The 17,313-nt window shown below is 68.6% G+C and carries 11 protein-coding genes; 5 read left to right on the plus strand and 6 right to left on the minus strand.

All coding sequences use genetic code 11. The features are described 5' to 3' along the window. Nucleotides 1-73: 73 nt before the first annotated feature. From rpoB to rplJ, 3 genes are all read right to left on the minus strand, one after another. Nucleotides 74-4,201 (minus strand): DNA-directed RNA polymerase subunit beta, encoded by a 4,128-nt coding sequence (gene rpoB, locus HNR51_RS13195; RefSeq protein WP_012456202.1) that lies wholly within the window; start codon nt 4,199-4,201, stop codon nt 74-76. A gap of 262 nt (nt 4,202-4,463) precedes the next feature. Further along, on the minus strand, nt 4,464-4,844 hold the full coding sequence (gene rplL, locus HNR51_RS13200) for a 50S ribosomal protein L7/L12 (RefSeq protein ID WP_012456201.1): 381 nt from the start codon (nt 4,842-4,844) through the stop codon (nt 4,464-4,466). 57 nt (nt 4,845-4,901) lie between these two features. After that, a complete protein-coding gene (rplJ, locus tag HNR51_RS13205) occupies nt 4,902-5,420 on the minus strand; it encodes a 50S ribosomal protein L10 (RefSeq protein ID WP_012456200.1) in 519 nt (172 codons plus the stop codon). Between the two features lie 674 nt (nt 5,421-6,094). Here rplJ and HNR51_RS13210 point away from each other — a divergent pair. Continuing rightward, on the plus strand, nt 6,095-6,244 hold the full coding sequence (locus HNR51_RS13210; RefSeq protein ID WP_012456199.1) for a hypothetical protein: 150 nt from the start codon (nt 6,095-6,097) through the stop codon (nt 6,242-6,244). A gap of 23 nt (nt 6,245-6,267) precedes the next feature. Here the strand turns inward: HNR51_RS13210 and HNR51_RS13215 are convergent, their stop codons facing one another. After that, a complete protein-coding gene (locus HNR51_RS13215) occupies nt 6,268-7,806 on the minus strand; it encodes a porin (RefSeq protein WP_041371689.1) in 1,539 nt (512 codons plus the stop codon). Nucleotides 7,807-8,600: 794 nt separating this feature from the next. Here HNR51_RS13215 and HNR51_RS13220 point away from each other — a divergent pair. Continuing rightward, a complete protein-coding gene (locus HNR51_RS13220) occupies nt 8,601-10,244 on the plus strand; it encodes a B12-binding domain-containing radical SAM protein (protein WP_012456197.1) in 1,644 nt (547 codons plus the stop codon). Between the two features lie 16 nt (nt 10,245-10,260). Here HNR51_RS13220 and HNR51_RS13225 read toward each other — a convergent pair whose 3' ends face one another. Then, nucleotides 10,261-12,750 (minus strand): bifunctional diguanylate cyclase/phosphodiesterase, encoded by a 2,490-nt coding sequence (locus tag HNR51_RS13225; protein ID WP_182555211.1) that lies wholly within the window; start codon nt 12,748-12,750, stop codon nt 10,261-10,263. Nucleotides 12,751-13,149: 399 nt separating this feature from the next. Between HNR51_RS13225 and HNR51_RS13230 the strand changes: the two genes are divergently transcribed. Beyond that, a complete protein-coding gene (locus tag HNR51_RS13230) occupies nt 13,150-13,953 on the plus strand; it encodes a prephenate dehydrogenase/arogenate dehydrogenase family protein (RefSeq protein WP_182555212.1) in 804 nt (267 codons plus the stop codon). A gap of 75 nt (nt 13,954-14,028) precedes the next feature. Here the strand turns inward: HNR51_RS13230 and HNR51_RS13235 are convergent, their stop codons facing one another. After that, the gene (locus tag HNR51_RS13235; RefSeq protein ID WP_182555213.1) at nt 14,029-15,354 is read right to left on the minus strand and encodes an OmpP1/FadL family transporter; all 1,326 of its coding nucleotides are present in this window, start codon (nt 15,352-15,354) and stop codon (nt 14,029-14,031) included. A 287-nt stretch (nt 15,355-15,641) separates the two neighbouring features. Here HNR51_RS13235 and HNR51_RS13240 point away from each other — a divergent pair, with 287 nt between their 5' ends. Continuing rightward, nucleotides 15,642-16,526, plus strand: a complete 885-nt coding sequence (locus HNR51_RS13240; RefSeq protein WP_012456193.1) for a fumarylacetoacetate hydrolase family protein — start codon at nt 15,642-15,644, stop codon at nt 16,524-16,526. 19 nt (nt 16,527-16,545) lie between these two features. Next, nucleotides 16,546-17,310: an alpha/beta fold hydrolase gene (locus HNR51_RS13245; RefSeq protein ID WP_182555214.1), complete on the plus strand. Its 765-nt coding sequence runs from the start codon at nt 16,546-16,548 to the stop codon at nt 17,308-17,310. Nucleotides 17,311-17,313 lie beyond the last annotated feature (3 nt).

Genomic DNA, 17,313 nt, shown 5'->3' on the forward strand with positions numbered 1-17,313 from the left:
AGGCCCCGCCCCTTCCCGCTCGACCGCAGCGGCGCCTCGGGAGAAGCGCCGCCGCGGGAGGTGAACCCGGTCGTTACTCGGCCGCGTCGGCCGGCGGTTCGATCTGGTCGTTGGCCGCCTGCTGCTTGGAGTTCGTCAGCTCGACGTTGAGGCCGAGCGAGCGCATCTCCTTGACGAGCACGTTGAAGGATTCGGGGATGCCGGCCTCGAAGGTGTCGTCGCCGCGGACGATCGCCTCGTAGACCTTGGTGCGGCCGGCCACGTCGTCCGACTTCACCGTCAGCATCTCCTGCAGCGTGTAGGCCGCGCCGTAGGCCTCCAGCGCCCAGACCTCCATCTCACCGAAGCGCTGGCCGCCGAACTGCGCCTTGCCGCCCAGCGGCTGCTGGGTGACGAGCGAGTACGGGCCGATCGAGCGCGCGTGGATCTTGTCGTCCACGAGGTGGTGCAGCTTCAGCATGTAGATGTAGCCCATGGTGACCTTGCGGTCGAAGGGCTCGCCGGTCCGCCCGTCGTAGAGCGTCGACTGCGCCGAGCGGTCGAGCCCGGCCATCTCCAGCATCGTCTCGATGTCGGCTTCCTTGGCGCCGTTGAACACCGGCGTCGCCATCGGCACGCCGCGGCGCACGTTGTTGCCGGCTTCCGCCAGAGCCTCGTCGGAGAGACCCTCCAGCTCGGACGGCGAGTAGATCGCTTCCATCTCGGCCCGCAGCGGCGCGATGTCCTGGTTCTTCAGGTAGGCATCGACCGCCTTGGAGACCTTGCGACCCAAGCCCGCAGCCGCCCAGCCGAGGTGGGTCTCGAGGATCTGGCCGACGTTCATGCGGCTGGGGACGCCCAGCGGGTTGAGCACGATGTCGGCATGCGTGCCGTCCTCGAGGAACGGCATGTCCTCGATCGGCACGATGCGCGACACGACACCCTTGTTGCCGTGGCGGCCGGCCATCTTGTCGCCGGGCTGGATCTTGCGCTTCACCGCCACGAAGACCTTGACCATCTTCATGACGCCGGGCGGAAGCTCGTCGCCGCGCTGCAGCTTCTCGACCTTGTCGAGGAAGCGCTGCTCGAGGCGCTTCTTCGACTCGTCGTACTGCTTCTGCATCGCCTCGATCTCCGTCATCAGACGGTCGTCGACGACGGCGAACTGCCACCATTGCGAGCGGGGATACTCGCTGATGCCCTCGCGGGTCAGCGTGGTGTCCTTGCGGAAGCCCTTCGGACCGGCGATCGGCGACTGGCCGATCAGCACCTCGGCGAGACGCGCGTAGGTGTTGCGGTCGAGAATGGTCTGCTCGTCGTCGCGGTCCTTTGCGAGACGCTCGATCTCCTCGCGCTCGATGGCTTGCGCGCGCTCGTCCTTGTCGACGCCGTGGCGGTTGAACACGCGAACTTCGACAATGGTCCCGGTGACCCCGGGCGGGACCCGGAGCGAGGTATCGCGCACGTCGGACGCCTTCTCACCGAAGATGGCGCGGAGCAGCTTCTCCTCCGGCGTCATCGGGCTCTCACCCTTCGGCGTGATCTTGCCGACGAGGATGTCGCCGGCATGCACCTCGGCGCCGATATAGACGATGCCGGCCTCGTCGAGGTTCTTGAGCGCCTCTTCCGAGACGTTCGGGATGTCGCGGGTGATCTCCTCCGGACCCAGCTTGGTGTCGCGGGCCATCACCTCGAATTCCTCGATGTGGATCGAGGTGAACACGTCATCCTTCACGATCCGCTCGGAGAGCAGGATCGAGTCCTCGAAGTTGTACCCGTTCCACGGCATGAACGCGACGAGCACGTTGCGGCCGAGCGCGAGTTCGCCGAACTCGGTCGAGGGACCGTCGGCGATGATCTCGCCCTTCTTCACCGGCTCGCCGACGCGCACCAGCGGCTTCTGCGTGATGCAGGTCGACTGGTTGGAGCGCTGGAACTTCTGGAGGCGGTAGATGTCGACGCCGGGTTTGGTCGGGTCGGTCTCCTCCGTCGCGCGAATGACGATACGGGTGGCGTCCACCTGATCGACGATGCCGGAGCGGCGGGCGGCGATGGCCGCGCCGGAGTCGCGGGCGACCACGGCTTCCATGCCGGTGCCGACGAAGGGCGCGTCGGCGCGAACCAGCGGCACCGCTTGCCGCTGCATGTTCGAGCCCATCAGGGCGCGGTTGGCGTCGTCGTTCTCGAGGAACGGGATCAAGGCCGCGGCGACCGAGACGAGCTGCTTGGGACTCACGTCCATGAGGTCGACGCGGTCGGGGGCGACCACGATGACCTCACCCGCGCGGCGGCAGACCACGAGGTCGTCCGTCAGCTTGCGGGCGGCGTCCATGCCGGCATTGGCCTGGGCGACGTAGTACTTGGCCTCCTCCATGGCGGAGAGGTAGGCGACCTCGTCGGTCACCACGCCGTCCTTCACCCGGCGGAACGGCGTCTCGATGAAGCCGTACTTGTTCACGCGGGCAAACGTCGCCAGCGAGTTGATCAGGCCGATATTCGGGCCTTCCGGCGTCTCGATCGGGCAGATGCGGCCATAGTGCGTCGGGTGCACGTCGCGCACCTCGAAGCCGGCGCGCTCGCGGGTCAGACCGCCCGGGCCGAGCGCCGAGAGACGGCGCTTGTGCGTCACTTCCGACAGCGGGTTGGTCTGGTCCATGAACTGCGAGAGCTGCGACGAGCCGAAGAACTCGCGCACCGCGGCGGCCGCGGGCTTCGCGTTGATGAGATCCTGCGGCATCACCGTGTCGATATCGACCGAGGACATGCGCTCCTTGATGGCGCGCTCCATCCGCAGGAGACCCAGGCGGTACTGGTTCTCCATCAGCTCGCCGACCGAGCGGACGCGGCGGTTGCCGAGGTGGTCGATATCGTCGATCTCGCCCTTGCCGTCGCGCAGGTCGACGAGCGCCTTGACGACCGCGAGCATGTCCTCGCGGCGCAGCGTGCGCACGGTGTCGGCGGCGTCGAGGTCGAGGCGCATGTTCATCTTCACGCGGCCGACCGCGGAGAGGTCGTAGCGCTCGGCGTCGAAGAACAGCGAGTGGAACATCGCCTCCGCGGTGTCGAGCGTCGGCGGCTCGCCGGGGCGCATGACGCGGTAGATGTCGAACAGCGCGCCCTCGCGGGCCGAGTTCTTGTCCACGGCCAGCGTGTTGCGGATGTAGGGACCGACATTGACGTGGTCGATGTCGAGCACCGGGATCTCGGTGACGCCGACATCGTCGAGCGCCTTCAGGAGCTTCTCGGAGATCTCGTCGCCGGCCTCGGCCCAGATCTCGCCGGTCTTGGCGTTGACGAGATCCTCGGCGATGTACTGGCCGACGAGATCCTCGTCGGTCGCCTTGAGGAACTTGGTGCCCTTCTCGCCGATGAGCCGCGCGTTGCGGGCGTTCAGCTTCTTGCCGGCTTCGAGCACCACCTCGCCGGAATCGGCGTCGATGAGGTCGACGGAGGCCTTGAAGCCCTTCAGACGCTCGGCGTCGAACGGCACGCGCCAGTCCGCCCCGTCCCGCTCGTAGGAGACGCGGTTGTAGAAGGTCGAGAGGATTTCTTCGCCGTCGAGGCCGAGGGCGAACAGCAGCGAGGTGACCGGCAGCTTGCGCTTGCGGTCGATGCGCACGTGCACGATGTCCTTGGCGTCGAACTCGACGTCGAGCCAGGAGCCCCGGTAGGGGATGATGCGGGCGGCAAACAGCAGCTTGCCCGAGGAATGCGTCTTGCCCTTGTCGTGGTCGAAGAACACGCCCGGCGAGCGGTGCATCTGCGAGACGATGACGCGCTCGGTGCCGTTGACGATGAAGGTGCCGTTATCCGTCATGAGCGGCATGTCGCCCATGTAGACGTCCTGCTCCTTGATGTCCTTGACGGACTTGGCGCCGGTATCCGGGTCCACATCGAACACGATCAGGCGCAGCGTCACCTTGAGCGGGGCCGCGAAGGTGATGCCGCGCTGGCGGCACTCGTCGACGTCGTATTTCGGCTGCTCGAAGGTGTAGCGCACGAACTCCAACAGCGCCGTCGAGGCGAAGTCGGAGATCGGGAACACCGACTTGAAGACGCTCTGCAGGCCTTCGTCGGCGCGTCCGCCTTCCGGCTCGTCCACCATCAGGAACTGGTCGTAGGACGCCTTCTGAACCTCGATGAGGTTCGGCATCTCGGCGACTTCCCGGATCTTCCCGAAGAACTTGCGAATGCGCTTGCGACCGACCAGCGTATTGGCCATGAGACCTCGCTCCACCACCTCAGCGTAGGGTGTCCGGGGAAGGCCAAACACCTCCCGCCACCGGACCAAGAAGGGCCGCCCCGCCGGACGATCAGCCCACCCGAACCGAATTCGTCTTCGTTCGCCGCACGATCCCGCCCTCGGAAACGACGGCCGCCCGAAGCGGCGTTAGCCCGCGAGCCGGAGCCCGCGGGCGTGAAGGCCGGCACACCCCCGGGGGGAGTGCGCCGGATGCGATGGGCCGGATCGGCCCATCGACGGATTACTTGAGCTCGACCTTGGCGCCGGCCTTCTCGAGCTGGGCCTTGAGCTTCTCGGCCTCGTCCTTGGCCACCGACTCCTTGACCGGCTTCGGGGCGCCCTCGACGAGGTCCTTGGCCTCCTTGAGGCCGAGGCCGGTGATCGCGCGGACCTCCTTGATGACCTCGATCTTCTTGTCGCCGGCCGAGGCCAGGACGACGGTGAACTCGGTCTGCTCCTCGGCAGCCGGGGCGGCGGCGCCACCACCAGCCGGACCCGCGGCGACGGCGACGGCGGCAGCAGCCGAGACGCCCCACTTCTCCTCGAGGAGCTTGGCGAGCTCGGCGGCCTCGAGAACGGTCAGCGAGGAGAGGTCCTCGACGATCTTGGCGAGATCAGCCATGTGCGTATTCCTTGCGTATATCGGTTTGAACGGATGGTTTCGCTAGGGGCGAACGGCTCAGGCCGCTTCGTCCTTCTTGGCATAGGCCCCGAACACGCGGGCGAGCTTGGCCGCCGGCGCGTTGACGACCTGGGCGACCTTGGTCGCGGGAGCCTGGATGAGGCCCACGAGCTTGGCGCGCAGTTCGTCGAGGGACGGGAGCGTGGCGAGTGCCTTCACGCCGTCCGGGTTCAGGGCAGTCGTTCCCATGGCGCCGCCGAGAATCACGAGCTTGTCGTTCGTCTTGGCGAAATCCACCGCAACCTTGGCGGCCGCGACCGGATCGCTCGAATAGGCGAGCAGGGTCGGACCCTTCAGGAGGGGCTTGATGGAGGCGACGTCCGTGCCATCGAGAGCGATGCTGGCGAGCCGGTTCTTGGCGACCTTCACGGTGGCGCCGGCCTGCTTCATCTGCGAGCGCAGCTTCTGCATGTCGGCGACCGTGAGGCCCTTGTAGTGGGCCACGACGACGACGGCGTTCGTGGTGAACACGCCGTTGAGCGTCGAGACGAGATCAGCTTTTGCTGTCCTGTCCACTGGTGCTCTCTCCGGTTGGCGGAACCTGAGGCAGGTCCGCCGGTTGCACTTGCCGCCCGGAACGGATCTCGGCTGAGAAGCCGGAACCGTCGCCCGGGCGACGTCTCACGGCCCTGTCCCCTTGAAGCGCCATCAGGCCCCTCGCGGGTGAGATTGGTTCAAACCGATGCCTCCCTCCGGTGCCTTGGCGGCCCCGAAGCGAGGAGTGAAAAATTCGGTCTTCCCCGTCTGTGCAGGCTGTCGCCGATTAAGCCGGTTGCCCGGCGCCTGCAGTCTCGGACAGGACATAGCCGGAAACGGCGCTCAGAGCGGCTGCCCCGAGACCCTTCCGGCCATCACCACCCGGTTGCCCGGGCGGCATCTCGAATGGAAACCGACCGATCGGCCGATCCCTTCCAATGGGTTGAATTCGTGGAGCGCGGTCTATAGCGGCGTGCAAGCCGCCTGCCAAGTCCCGCACCGCGACTTTTCCGTCGCAGGCAAGTCCGCAGGCGCACGCGGGTGCCCCCCGGCCGGCCTCACCCGCGGCCCGGTCCGCCCGGTCGCCTTAACCGTCCGTTGACTCTGCTCCCGCCGCGCCGGCCGCGGGGCAGGATCCGTGTGCGCCAGCGCATCCCCCGGCCTGCGGCGGCGGCCCTACACCGCAGCGCACAAAACAGGGGATGGTTCGGGCGATGGCCTCGAAGGTGTTGCTGGCTTTGGTGGTGCTCGTCTTCCTCGTGGACGGCCACCTGCCCGGGACGCGCGAACTGCGCAACCCGGACGCCGAGGGCGGCAAGGGCGCCGGCCGCTCCTCGCTCCTGTCGAAGCGGTCCGAGGCCTGAGCCGCGGACCGCCCCGCTCCGGATCAGTAGTTGATCTGCAGCTGTCCGCGGAACAGGTCGCCGTTGGCTTGGCCGAAGCGGCCGATATTGGCCTCGCGGCGCTTCATATTGGCGTAGGCGAGCGTCAGCTCGACCGACTTGATCGGCTGGAACTCGACGCCGAGTTCCAGTTCGTCGGTGTCGAGGCGCGGCGCGTTCGTGGCCACCTTCCAGCCGCCGTCGTAGGTCTGCCAGCGGATGTAGGGCATGAACGGGCCGACCGGGGAGTGATCGACCTTGTACATCGCCTGGACGTAGCCGCCCTGGAGCGGCTTGGTCAGGATCGTGCGGGCGATGGGATCGTATTCCGGGCCCCGGCCCCAGTTCCACTCCGCCTGGAGACCGAAGGGCTGCGGATACAGGATCGCGTGCAGGCCGACGCGCTCGTCGTCGAAGCCGCGGGCCAGCGCCGTGGTGGTGCCGAAGGTGGCCTCGGGCCGGAAGCGGTTGCGGTAGGCCGAGCCGCCGACCTCGAGCACCTGCCCGCGGAAGGCCTCGCCGAGGCCGTCGAGCTCGAACGGCCAGGTCGCCATCATGACCGTCATGAGGTCGTTGTTGGCCTCGATCCGGTTGATGGTCTGGCCGTTGTAGATGCCGACGCCGAAGGCGCCGTAATTGCCGAACAGCTTCTGGCCGCCCTTGGCGAGGCGGTCCCAGATGCGCTGCACGTGCCAGGGGGTGTAGTAGTAGGTGATGCCGATGTCGCGCTCGCCGGGAATGGCGCTGTTGATCGCATCGGAGCGGTCGAGCGTCAGGCGGTTCTGCGAGGATTGCAGGTTTTCCCAGCCGTAGGGCACCTTCTGCTGGCCGAAGCGCAGGCGGGTGCGGCGTTCGTCGTCGAGGAACACGTCGGCATAGGCATCGCGCAGCTGCGTGAAGTGCTGGCGCACCTCGCTGCCGGCCTGGTTCGAGACGTTCACCGCGAAGTCGGGCTGGATGTAGAGGAACACCCGCTCGTGGATGTCGCCCTGGATGATCAGGCGCACCCGGCGGAAGGTGAAGTTGTTGCGGTCGGTGATGCCGCTGTCATGGACCGAGCGCAGGCGCGAGCGGCCGGCCGGGGCGGTGTCGTCGCCGGACAGGAACTCGTTGCCGCGCAACTGGGTGTAGCCGCGCAGGGACAGGCGCTCGAACCAGGTCTTGGGCCGGCCCGCATGCCTCGGGTCGTCGGCGAGCAGCTCGGGCGCGGGCGGCACCAGCGCGTCGTACCACGTATCCGGCTCGTCGAGGGCGAAGCGGTGCGGGACCGGGCCGGGCACGGCCGGCTGCGCCACCGCGGATTCGATCGGCCGGCCGGCGGCCGGGAAGGTGCCGGCATCGGTGGTGCGGGCGTTGGCCGGGCGCGTGGCGACGGGGGTCGCGCGCCGGGCTCCCCTGCCCTGCGCCTCGGCCTGCGCCTTGATCATCGCCTTGAGCTCGTTGATCTGGCGCTGCAGCTCGGCGACCGTCTGGGCCTGAGCCCGGGCCGCCGGCAGAACCAGTGCACTCGATAAGAGCAGCGCGGTCAGAAGACGTCGTTTCATCTGTCGAACCCCTTTTGCCGCGTTCCAGTCCGGCGTGATGACGTTCGCCGTGTTGTGCTGGGACGGGCTCCAGCCATCGGTCTTGAAGTATCCGGCACGGCGCGAACCCCGGACGGCCGAACGCACCACCGCCTCCGCCCCTGCCGCGGACGCGCAGGAGCCGGCGAAGTCGTTAGTCGGCTCAATCGCTTAGCGATCCCGGCGGCACGCCCCGCAGCCACGCTTGGCCGATAGCACCGCTCTGGAAGGATTAAAAGTAATTCTCAAAGAATCATGAGGATTCAACGCACACATTACTTATATTACGCGCTAGAGACTGGATTAATCCGTGAACTTGCAAGTTTATTTCGTCATAAAAGTGACGTCATAATGTGGTTTATTGTATTGTTACGCAATCCGATCTGCACGGCTTTTTCCGGCAGACTCTCAACCAGAGATCGGCCGCCGCGGACATGTGATCGCGGCCTCGAGAGGCAGAATCGTCACGTGCAAGCGTCGACAGGCGGACATCGCGCCGGATCGGCCGGTTTCGCGCATGCATCCACCGCATGCCGGCGGCCCGCGAGCCCCGGCTGTGTCCCCGAAGCCGCATCGGCCCGGGATCGACAGCGACATCGGCACCGGGATCCGGCAGCCCACACGACGATGTGATTCAGGCGTCTGCGGCCGCTTCCGCTCGCTCCCGCCGCTTCCGCTGCGAAGCGCCGCTCGGGCGTGTCCGCACGCATTCCGCACGCATCGTGTCGCGTCAAAGAGGGGACGCCAACGCGGCCGGCTGTGCTAGATAGGGGGCCATGCGTTGCCCTCTTCCCATCTCCTCCCGTCGGCGCATCCTGTGCGTCTTCCCGGCCTACACGCCGTCCTTCGGGACCTTCTCCCACGCCTACCCGCTGATGGGCGGGGTGAAGGCGTTCATGCCGCCCCAGGGGCTCCTGGTGATCGCGGCCTACATGCCGGAGACCTGGGAGTGCCGGTTCATCGATGAGAACATCCGGCCGGCCTCGGCCCGAGACTTCGCCTGGGCCGACGCGGTGTTCGTGTCGGGCATGCACATCCAGGAGGGACAGATCCACGATATCGGCCGGCGGGCGCACGCGGCCGGCAAGGTCGCGGTGCTCGGCGGCCCCTCCGTCTCGGGCGCGCCGGAGAAGTATCCGGACTTCGACTATCTCCATGTCGGCGAGATCGGCGACGCCACCGACCGGCTCATCGAGATCCTCGACCGCGACCTCGCGCGGCCCGCGGCCCAGGTCGTGCTCGACACCAAGGACCGTCTGGCGCTCGGCGACTTCCCGGCCCCGGCCTACGAGGCGGTGCCGCTCAAGCGCTACCTGATCGGCTCGCTGCAATTCTCGTCCGGCTGCCCCTATCGCTGCGAGTTCTGCGACATCCCGCAGCTCTACGGCCGCCAGCCGCGGCTGAAGAGCCCGGAGCAGATGTGCGCCGAACTCGACGCGATCATCAGCCAGCCGGGGCATCCGGCCGTGGTCTACTTCGTCGACGACAACTTCATCGGCAACCGCAAGGCGACCCGCGAGATGCTGCCGCATCTGGTCGAGTGGCAGAAGAAGAACAACTACCCGCTCCAGTTCGCCTGCGAGGCGACGCTGAACATGGCCAAGCAGCCCGAGATCCTCGAGCTGATGCGGCAGGCCAACTTCATGACGGTGTTCGTCGGCATCGAGACGCCGGAGGCCGACGCGCTGAAGGGCATCGACAAGACCCACAACGCCGCCGTGCCGATGTACGAGGCGATCGAGACGCTCAATTCCTACGGCCTCGAAGTGACCTCAGGGATCATCCTCGGCCTCGACTCCGACACCGACAAGTCTGAGCAGAACCTGATCGACTTCATCGACCGGTCGGCCATCCCCGTGCTGACGATCAACCTGCTCCAGGCGCTGCCCAAGACCCCGCTCTGGGACCGGCTGGAGCGCGAGGGCCGGCTCCTGCACGACGCGAGCCTCGAATCGAACGTGCTGTTCAAGCGCCCGCACGACACGGTGGTGAGTTCCTGGCGGCGCGCCATCGCTCACGCCTACGCGCCCGAGCACCTGTTCGAGCGCTTCAAGCACCAATGCGACGTGACCTACGGCAACCGCATCGTCACGCCGACCAAGGGCAAGCTCACCTTCACCAACCTGCGCCGCGGCCTGATCCTCGGCTTCAACATCATCACGCGGGTGGGCCTCCTGTCCGATTACCGCCGGCCGTTCTGGCGGGCGGCGGGCCACGCGCTCAAGCGCGGGCAGATCGAGGCGGTGTTCAACATGGGCTTCGTCGCCCACCACCTGATCCGCTTCACCCGCGAGGCGCTGCGGGGCGAGCACAACGCCTCCTTCTACGCCGCCAAGGCGGCGGAGGCCGAGGCGCAGCGCCAGCGCAGCTGGTGGGAGAACACCCGCCGCCGGTTCGTACCGGAGCGCGAGGCGGCCTGATTCCGCAGGCCGGGGCTTAGGCGCAGGCCCTCGCGGACGTCTCGCCGAACAGAGCGCGCAGCCGCGCCCGCTCCCGATCCGCGGAGCCGGCCTGCGACAGCTCCGTCATCGGGGCGGGCCGGGCGAACAGGTAGCCCTGCATCTGGTCGCAGCCGAGTTCGCGCAGCATCGCGAGCTGCTCTTGCGTCTCCACCCCCTCGACCGTGACCTGAAGCCCGAGATTGTGCCCGAGATGGGTGATCGCGCGCACGATTGTCAGGGTGTCGGCGTGCCGCCCCAGCCGGCGCACGAAGGACTGATCGACCTTGATCTTGTCGAACTTGAACCGCTGCAGGTAGCTCAAGCTCGAATAGCCGGTGCCGAAATCGTCGAGCGCGAGGCGCACGCCGAGGGTGCGCAGCGCCGTGAGCACCTCCACCGCCATCGTCGCATCCTGGATGAACACGCCCTCGGTGATCTCCAGAACCAGCCGGCCCGGCGGGAGCCCGTGGCGGCCGAGCACCGCCGCGACGCCCGCGGCGAAGCCCGGCTGGCGGAACTGCTTGGGTGAGACGTTGACCGAGACCCGCCAGGGATGCGGCCAGGCGGCGGCGGCGGCGCAGGCGGTGTCGAGCACCCAGGCGCCGATCCGCCCGATTTGGTCGGTCTGCTCGGCGAGCGGGATGAAGTCGGCCGGGGGCACGCAGCCGCGCACGGGATGGTGCCAGCGGATCAGCGCCTCGAAGGTCTCGATCTCGCCGGTGCGGCCGTTGACGATCGGCTGGTAGTAGAGCTGCAGCTCGCCCCGCGGGATCGCCCCGCTCAGCTCGTGCTCGATCCGGCGGCGCGCCTGGAGCTGCTCGTCCATCGCGGCCTCGAAGAAGCGCACCGTGCCGCGCCCCTCGTCCTTGACCCGGTACAGGGCGGTGTCCGCGGCCCGCTTGAGGGTCTCGGCGGTGCTGCCGTCGCTGGGATAGACGGCGATGCCCGCCGAGGCGCCGATCTCGATGCGTAGACCCTCGCTCGTGCCCTCGCCCTTGCCCTCACTTTTGCCCTCGCCCTCGTTCCGGCCCTCGAGATGGAACGGGCGGCCGAGCGCCGCGACCAGCCGCGCCGCGGTCTCGGCGATCTGGGCGAGGGTGCGGGTATGGGCGAGGACGATGACGAACTCATCGCCGCCGATCCGGGCGAGGGTGTCGGTCGGGCGCAGCTCGGCCAGCATGCGCTTGGCCGCCTGCACCAGCAGGGCGTCGCCCGCGGCGTGGCCGTGGAAGTCGTTGACGGGCTTGAAGCGGTCGAGGTCGAGATAGACCAGCGCCACGCTCGCCCCGTTCTCCGCCGCCGTCTCCAGGGCGAGGCTCAGGCGCTCCTCCAGCAGGGTGCGGTTGGGCAGGTCGGTCAGGGCGTCGTGCAGGGCGAGGTGGCGGATGCGCGCCTCGTCGCGGCGGCGCTGGCTGAGATCGCGCAGGGCCACCGCGGTGGCCGGGCGGCCGAGATACTCGATGGCGCGGCATGAGAGTTCCACCGGCACGGCGAGGCCCGCAGCCGTGCGGATCTCGAACTCCTCCGGACGCAGCTCCTCCGGCCGGCAGCGGCTGCGCCGCAGCAGGGCCGGAGCGTCGGCATCGGCGAACAGGTCGAGTAACGGCCGGCCGACGATCTCCTGAAGCGTGGTCTCGAACAGGCGCAGGCCCGCTTGGTTGATCTCGACCACCCGTCCGTCGCGGTGGATGAGCAGCACCTCGTGGGCGAGGTTGCCGAGCAGGCGCATGCGGCTCAACTCGTCCATGCGGCGGCGCATGAGATGCCGCTGCATCAGCAGCGCGGCGAGCCCGGCGGCGAGGACGACGAGGCTCACGAGCCCCACCGCGAGGCCGAGCTGCGTCGAACCGAGGACGGCACCACCCTCCTCCAGGGGCGCCGCGGGCGCGACGGTCAGCGCCGTCATACCGGTGAAGTGCAGCCCGCAGATCGCCAGCGCCAGCCACAGGCTGACCTCGATGCGTCGGCCGAGCCCGGTGAGGTCGCCGGCCCGGGCGAGGGCGGTCACCGCCAGGATCGCGCAGAGCCCGAGCGAGGCGTGGACGTAGGCGCCGTCGAACAGGAGCAGGCTGTTGGCCGCCATCGCGCCCACGCCCGCATAGTGCATCCCCGCGATCGCCGCCGCCATCAACATGCCGGCCGCGGCCAGCTTGAGCGGGTGGTGATCCGCCCGGCACCAGATCAGGAGCGCGATCAGCGCCCCCATCACCGCGATGCCGATCGAGGCCGCGGTGGGCAGCAGACCGTAGGCCGCCTGGGCGCTGGGCCGGAAGGCCAGCATCGCGACGAAGTGCAGCGACCAGACGCTGCAGCCGAACACCGCCGCCGCCGCGATCAGCCAGGGGACGAGGGCTCGCCGCTCGGCGCCTGCGGCCTCGGCCATCAGGGTCACGGTGGAGAAGCAACCGAGCAGGCAGATGCCGGCGGAGACGGCGACGAGGCCGGGATCGTGCTGGTTCGTGACGCAGGCGACGATGTTGAGCATGGATGGAGAGCGAGCCCGATAACCGAAGCTTGGCCTAGGCATCGCGTCTTAAGGTGCCGTTGCTCAAATTCTTTTCAGTTTTCTCATTTTCGTGAGCAAAACCAGATAAATAACGTAAGTTATGTTTCGAATATGGTTGGGATAGATCGAATCCGAAAGAGTTTTTCTCATGAGGAACCTGACACAACCATGAATACACACGATCATTGACGGCGACGCTCGATCCGCCCTAAAGGCGTCCCATCATGACGAGCCTCCTCCTCTCCGGATCGTATCGCGCGCCGCTCCCCTAAGCGGCCCCGGACTCGTCATGTCTTCAGCCGCTGCGTCGCCGGCGGCCTGAGGATCGTGGACACCCATCCCGAAGCGGACCGCCGGCCTCCCCTCCGAGGTCACACCGTGTCTGTCCCGCATCCTTCCCCTCGCCTATCGATCGGTCTCGTCGGCTTCGGCGCCTTCGGCCGCCTGATCGCCCGCCACCTCGCCCCCTACGCCACGCTGACGATCCACGATCCGTACCTGCCGGCCGGACGGGTCCCGGCGGAGCCGACGGCGGTCGCGGGCGATCTGCGGAGCGTGGCGGCCTGCCCGGTGGTGATCCTCGCCACGCCCGTGGCGAGCCTCGCCGAGGTGGTGCAGGCGCTGGCCCCCCATCTGCGGCCGGGCACGCTGGTGGTCGATGTCGGTTCGGTGAAGGCGGGCCCCGCCGCGATCCTGCGCGCGGGGTTGCCGGCCGAGATCGAGATCCTCGCGACCCATCCGCTGTTCGGGCCGCAGAGTGCCGGAAACGGCGCGGGCCACGGCCTCCGCGGCCTCAAGATCGCCGTCTGCCCGATCCGCGGACGGCGCCCCTTGCGAGCGGCGGCCTTCCTGCGGCGCGGGCTCGGCCTCGACGTCATCCTGACGACGCCGGAGGCGCATGACCGGGCCATGGCCTCGGTCCAGGGCCTGACCCACCTCATCGCCAAGGTGCTGGTGGCGATGGAGCCGTTGCCGACGCGGATGACGACGCGCAGCTTCGACCTGCTGATGCAGGCGGTCGACATGGTGCGGCACGACGCGCCGGACGTCTTCCACGCCATCGAGCGCGCGAACCCGCACGCGGCGGAGGTGCGGCAACGCTTCTTCGCGCTGGCCCAGCAGCTCGACGCCGCGCTGTCCGCAGAGACGCTGGATGCAGGCCCGGACCCGCTCGCCTCGTAGAAGCGCTATGCCCGGCGCCGGACCGTTTCAGGTCCGGCGCCGGGCATGCTGCGGCGATCAGCGATCAGACGGGGATCAGAACTTGCGCACCAGCGGCGCCGGAGCGACGGCGGCCGGGGCATCCCACTGGTAGCGGAACCCGACCGAGACGACGTCGGCGCTGACGTCGGTGGAGGCCGCGAGCGGGATGTTGCCGATGTTGTAGTCGCGGCCGGGGCCCGCCAGGAGAAGGCCGCGGTCGAAGAAGGCGTGGGCGTAGCTGGCCGTCAGCAGCACCGTCTCGCTCCAGCGATAGCTGCCGCCGATCGAGACGACGTAGCGGTCGCTGTCGGGCAGGCGCGCCGAGCGGTTCGAGAAGTCGATCGGCACGTTGTCGTAGCCGAAGCCGGCCCGCAGGGTCAGGTTCGGCGACCAGTCGTACTCGGCACCGATCGAGTAGAAGAACGAGTCCTTGAAGTTGAGCGGCAGGTGGTTGACCGTCACGCCCAGCGCCCGCGAGACGATGCCGACATCGCCGAGCCTCGACCAGTTGTCCCACTCGAAGCCGAGATTGATCCGGGTGACCGGGTTGATCGCCTGGGTCAGGCCGACGCTGACCTTCTCGGGCGTGTTGAGGTTGGCCCGCACCTGCCCCAGGGCGATGGCCTGCCGCGGGTCGGGGAAGCCGATCGAGCCCTCGATGTCGTGGTGGACCGAGGAGCGGTAGCCGACGCCGATCGCCGTGCCGGCGGCGGGAGTGACCAGGACACCGGCGGTGAAGCCCACGCCCCAGGACTCGCCCTTGATGAAGCCCGACGGGTAGAGGCCCGGGAAGGTGCCGGGCACCGGCACGGCCTGGCGCAGGGTCAGGCGGAAATACTCGACGCTCGGGCCGGCGGCGACGGACAGCCAGTCGTTGACCTTGAAGCCGACCACCGGGTTGAAGGCCAGGGAGAAGATCCGCGAGGAGCGGGCATAGACCGAGCCCGCCCAATCCTGGCGCGGCTTGGTGACGAGGCCGTAGGGCGCCCCGGTCTGGATACCGACCCAGAGCCGGTCGGTGAGCTGGTAGGAGGTCGCGCCCGAAGGCACCACGGCGCCCTGGCCGACCTCGCCGGAGGCGCCGAACGGCAGCAGGCCCGGCGCGGTGCCCACCGTCGGCGTGATCTCGCCCGAGAGATTGATGAAGCTCAGGCTCTGCTCGCTGGCGAAGCCCGGTCGCATCGTCACGGTCGCCGGGTTCCAGAAGATCGACGAGACGCCCGCCCCGCCCGAGGCCGCGCCCGCGAAGGCCACGCCCAACCCCTGTGCGCTCTGCTCGCGCAGGCCGAAGGCACCGGCCTGCGCTCCCGTCGCACCCGCCACCGAAGCGGCCGCGACGGCCCCCGCGAGCCCGAGCGCGCGGATCGTCCCCCCCGTCATTCTTATTCTCCGAAGCGTCTTCTTTGTAGACCCAAGTCCCATCCGGGATGGAAGAGGATCGCACGCGTCCGGTCCAGAGGGGGACATCCGAAAATAGAATTATATGTCAATTGAGGAATTTATGTCACGGAACCGCGGTGCCCCTGCCCACCGGGTCACGCCGCGGCATCGACTCCCCGGGCCAGAGACGGGACGGAGGCGGCCCGAGGCGGCGCTTGCACCCCGGAGCGGTCGCAGCCATGCTCTCACGCCGCGGAGAGACCTCGAGCAGGACGGAGACGCCGACGATGAAGTTGATCCGGCACGGTGCGAGCGGCGACGAGAAGCCGGGCCTCGTGGACGCGAAGGGGGGCTTGCGCGACCTGTCGGGCACCCTGCGCGACATCGCCGGACCGGGCCTCTCGCGGGAATCCCTCGACCGGCTCGCGCGGATCGATCCCGAGAGCCTGCCGCTGCTGCCGCCCGGCACCCGGCTCGGCCCCTGCGTCGGCGGCACCCGCAACTTCGTGGCGATCGGCCTGAACTTCGCCGACCACGCCGCCGAGACGGGCGCCGCGATCCCGGCCGAGCCCATCATCTTCAACAAGGCGCCCTCCTGCATCGTCGGCCCCAACGACACAGTGATCCTGCCCAAGGCCTCGGCCAAGACCGACTGGGAGGTGGAACTCGCCGTGGTGATCGGCGCCCGCGCCTCTTACGTCCACGCCAACGAGGCCCTGCGCTACGTGGCGGGCGTGTGCATCTGCAACGACCTGTCCGAGCGCGAATTCCAGATGGAGCGCGGCGGAACCTGGACCAAGGGCAAGGGCTGCCCGACCTTCGGCCCCCTCGGCCCCTGGCTCGTGACGCTGGACGAGATTCCGGACCTCAAGAACCTGTCGATGAGCCTCGACCTCAACGGCCAGCGGATGCAGACCGGCTCGACGGCGACGATGATCTTCGACGTGGCCCAGCTCGTCGCCTACGTCTCGCACTTCATGATGCTGGAGCCCGGCGACGTCATCACCACCGGCACGCCGCCCGGCGTCGGCCTCGGCATGAAGCCGCCGCGCTTCCTCAAGAGCGACGACGAGATGGTGCTGCGCATCGACGGCCTCGGCGAGCAGCGCCAGCGGGTCGTGGCCTTCGACGACTGGACCGCGAAGGTCGCCGCCGGCGAGCCGACCAACTGACGGACGATCCGGACCTCGGATGAGCGACTCCCTGCAGAACCGGTCCGGCCCGCTCGTCTTCCTCGGCGGCGGCCCCGGCTTGGCCGTCGCCTACGCCGCCGAACCGCTGCGGCGCGCGGGTCTTTCGCGCGATTGGGCCTTCTTCGAGCAGCCCGGCTGCTCCGGCGAGCCTGAGCCCGTGACCGCGGACAGCGTGCGCGACGCGGCCGCCGCCTTCGTCGCCGGGCGCGCGGGGGAGGGGCCCGTCACCCTCGTCGCCCATTCCTGGGGGGCGTGGCTCGCGCTCGCTCTCCTCGATCGCCTGCCGGCCGGGACGATCGCCCGCGCCGTGCTGCTCCACCCCGCCCCGCCGACCCGCGCCGGGCTCGACGCGGCGGTCACCGCCCTGTTCGGCCGGCTCTCGCCCGAGGCGATGGGCCGGGCCGCGCCGCTGATGGCGCGAACCGACCCGGAAGCCGGCCGGACGATCATGACGATCCTGCTGCCGGCCTATTGCGGTCGGGAGACCGACCTGCCGGATCTCGACCTCGCCCTGGTCCCGCCGGTCTATCACGGCGTCTCGATGAGCCTCGGCGCCTACGACCAGCGCGCGGTCGTGGCGGCCCATGCGGAGCGCCTCACCCTGGTCTTCGGCGAGGCCGACGTGTTTTCGCAACGGCTCTACGCGCAGCATTGCGGCGACCTGAGCGGACTGGACGTCGCCACCCTGCCCGGCGGTCATTTCGGCTTCCTCGAAGACCTCGCCGGCTTCGAGGCCATCCTGCGCGAGCGGGGCATACGCTGACAC

Source organism: Methylorubrum thiocyanatum (assembly GCA_014138645.1).
Classification (GTDB): domain Bacteria; phylum Pseudomonadota; class Alphaproteobacteria; order Rhizobiales; family Beijerinckiaceae; genus Methylobacterium; species Methylobacterium thiocyanatum.

Excerpts from the sequence above, each read along its gene's own strand:
- rpoB (WP_012456202.1), bottom strand. The coding sequence starts at position 4,201 with ATGGCCAATACGCTGGTCGGTCGCAAGCGCATTCGCAAGTTCTTCGGG.
- rplL (WP_012456201.1), bottom strand. The coding sequence starts at position 4,844 with ATGGCTGATCTCGCCAAGATCGTCGAGGACCTCTCCTCGCTGACCGTT.
- HNR51_RS13210 (WP_012456199.1), top strand. The coding sequence starts at position 6,095 with ATGGCCTCGAAGGTGTTGCTGGCTTTGGTGGTGCTCGTCTTCCTCGTG.
- HNR51_RS13215 (WP_041371689.1), bottom strand. The coding sequence starts at position 7,806 with ATGAAACGACGTCTTCTGACCGCGCTGCTCTTATCGAGTGCACTGGTT.
- HNR51_RS13220 (WP_012456197.1), top strand. The coding sequence starts at position 8,601 with ATGCGTTGCCCTCTTCCCATCTCCTCCCGTCGGCGCATCCTGTGCGTC.
- HNR51_RS13225 (WP_182555211.1), bottom strand. The coding sequence starts at position 12,750 with ATGCTCAACATCGTCGCCTGCGTCACGAACCAGCACGATCCCGGCCTC.
- HNR51_RS13235 (WP_182555213.1), bottom strand. The coding sequence starts at position 15,354 with ATGACGGGGGGGACGATCCGCGCGCTCGGGCTCGCGGGGGCCGTCGCG.
- HNR51_RS13240 (WP_012456193.1), top strand. The coding sequence starts at position 15,642 with ATGAAGTTGATCCGGCACGGTGCGAGCGGCGACGAGAAGCCGGGCCTC.
- HNR51_RS13245 (WP_182555214.1), top strand. The coding sequence starts at position 16,546 with ATGAGCGACTCCCTGCAGAACCGGTCCGGCCCGCTCGTCTTCCTCGGC.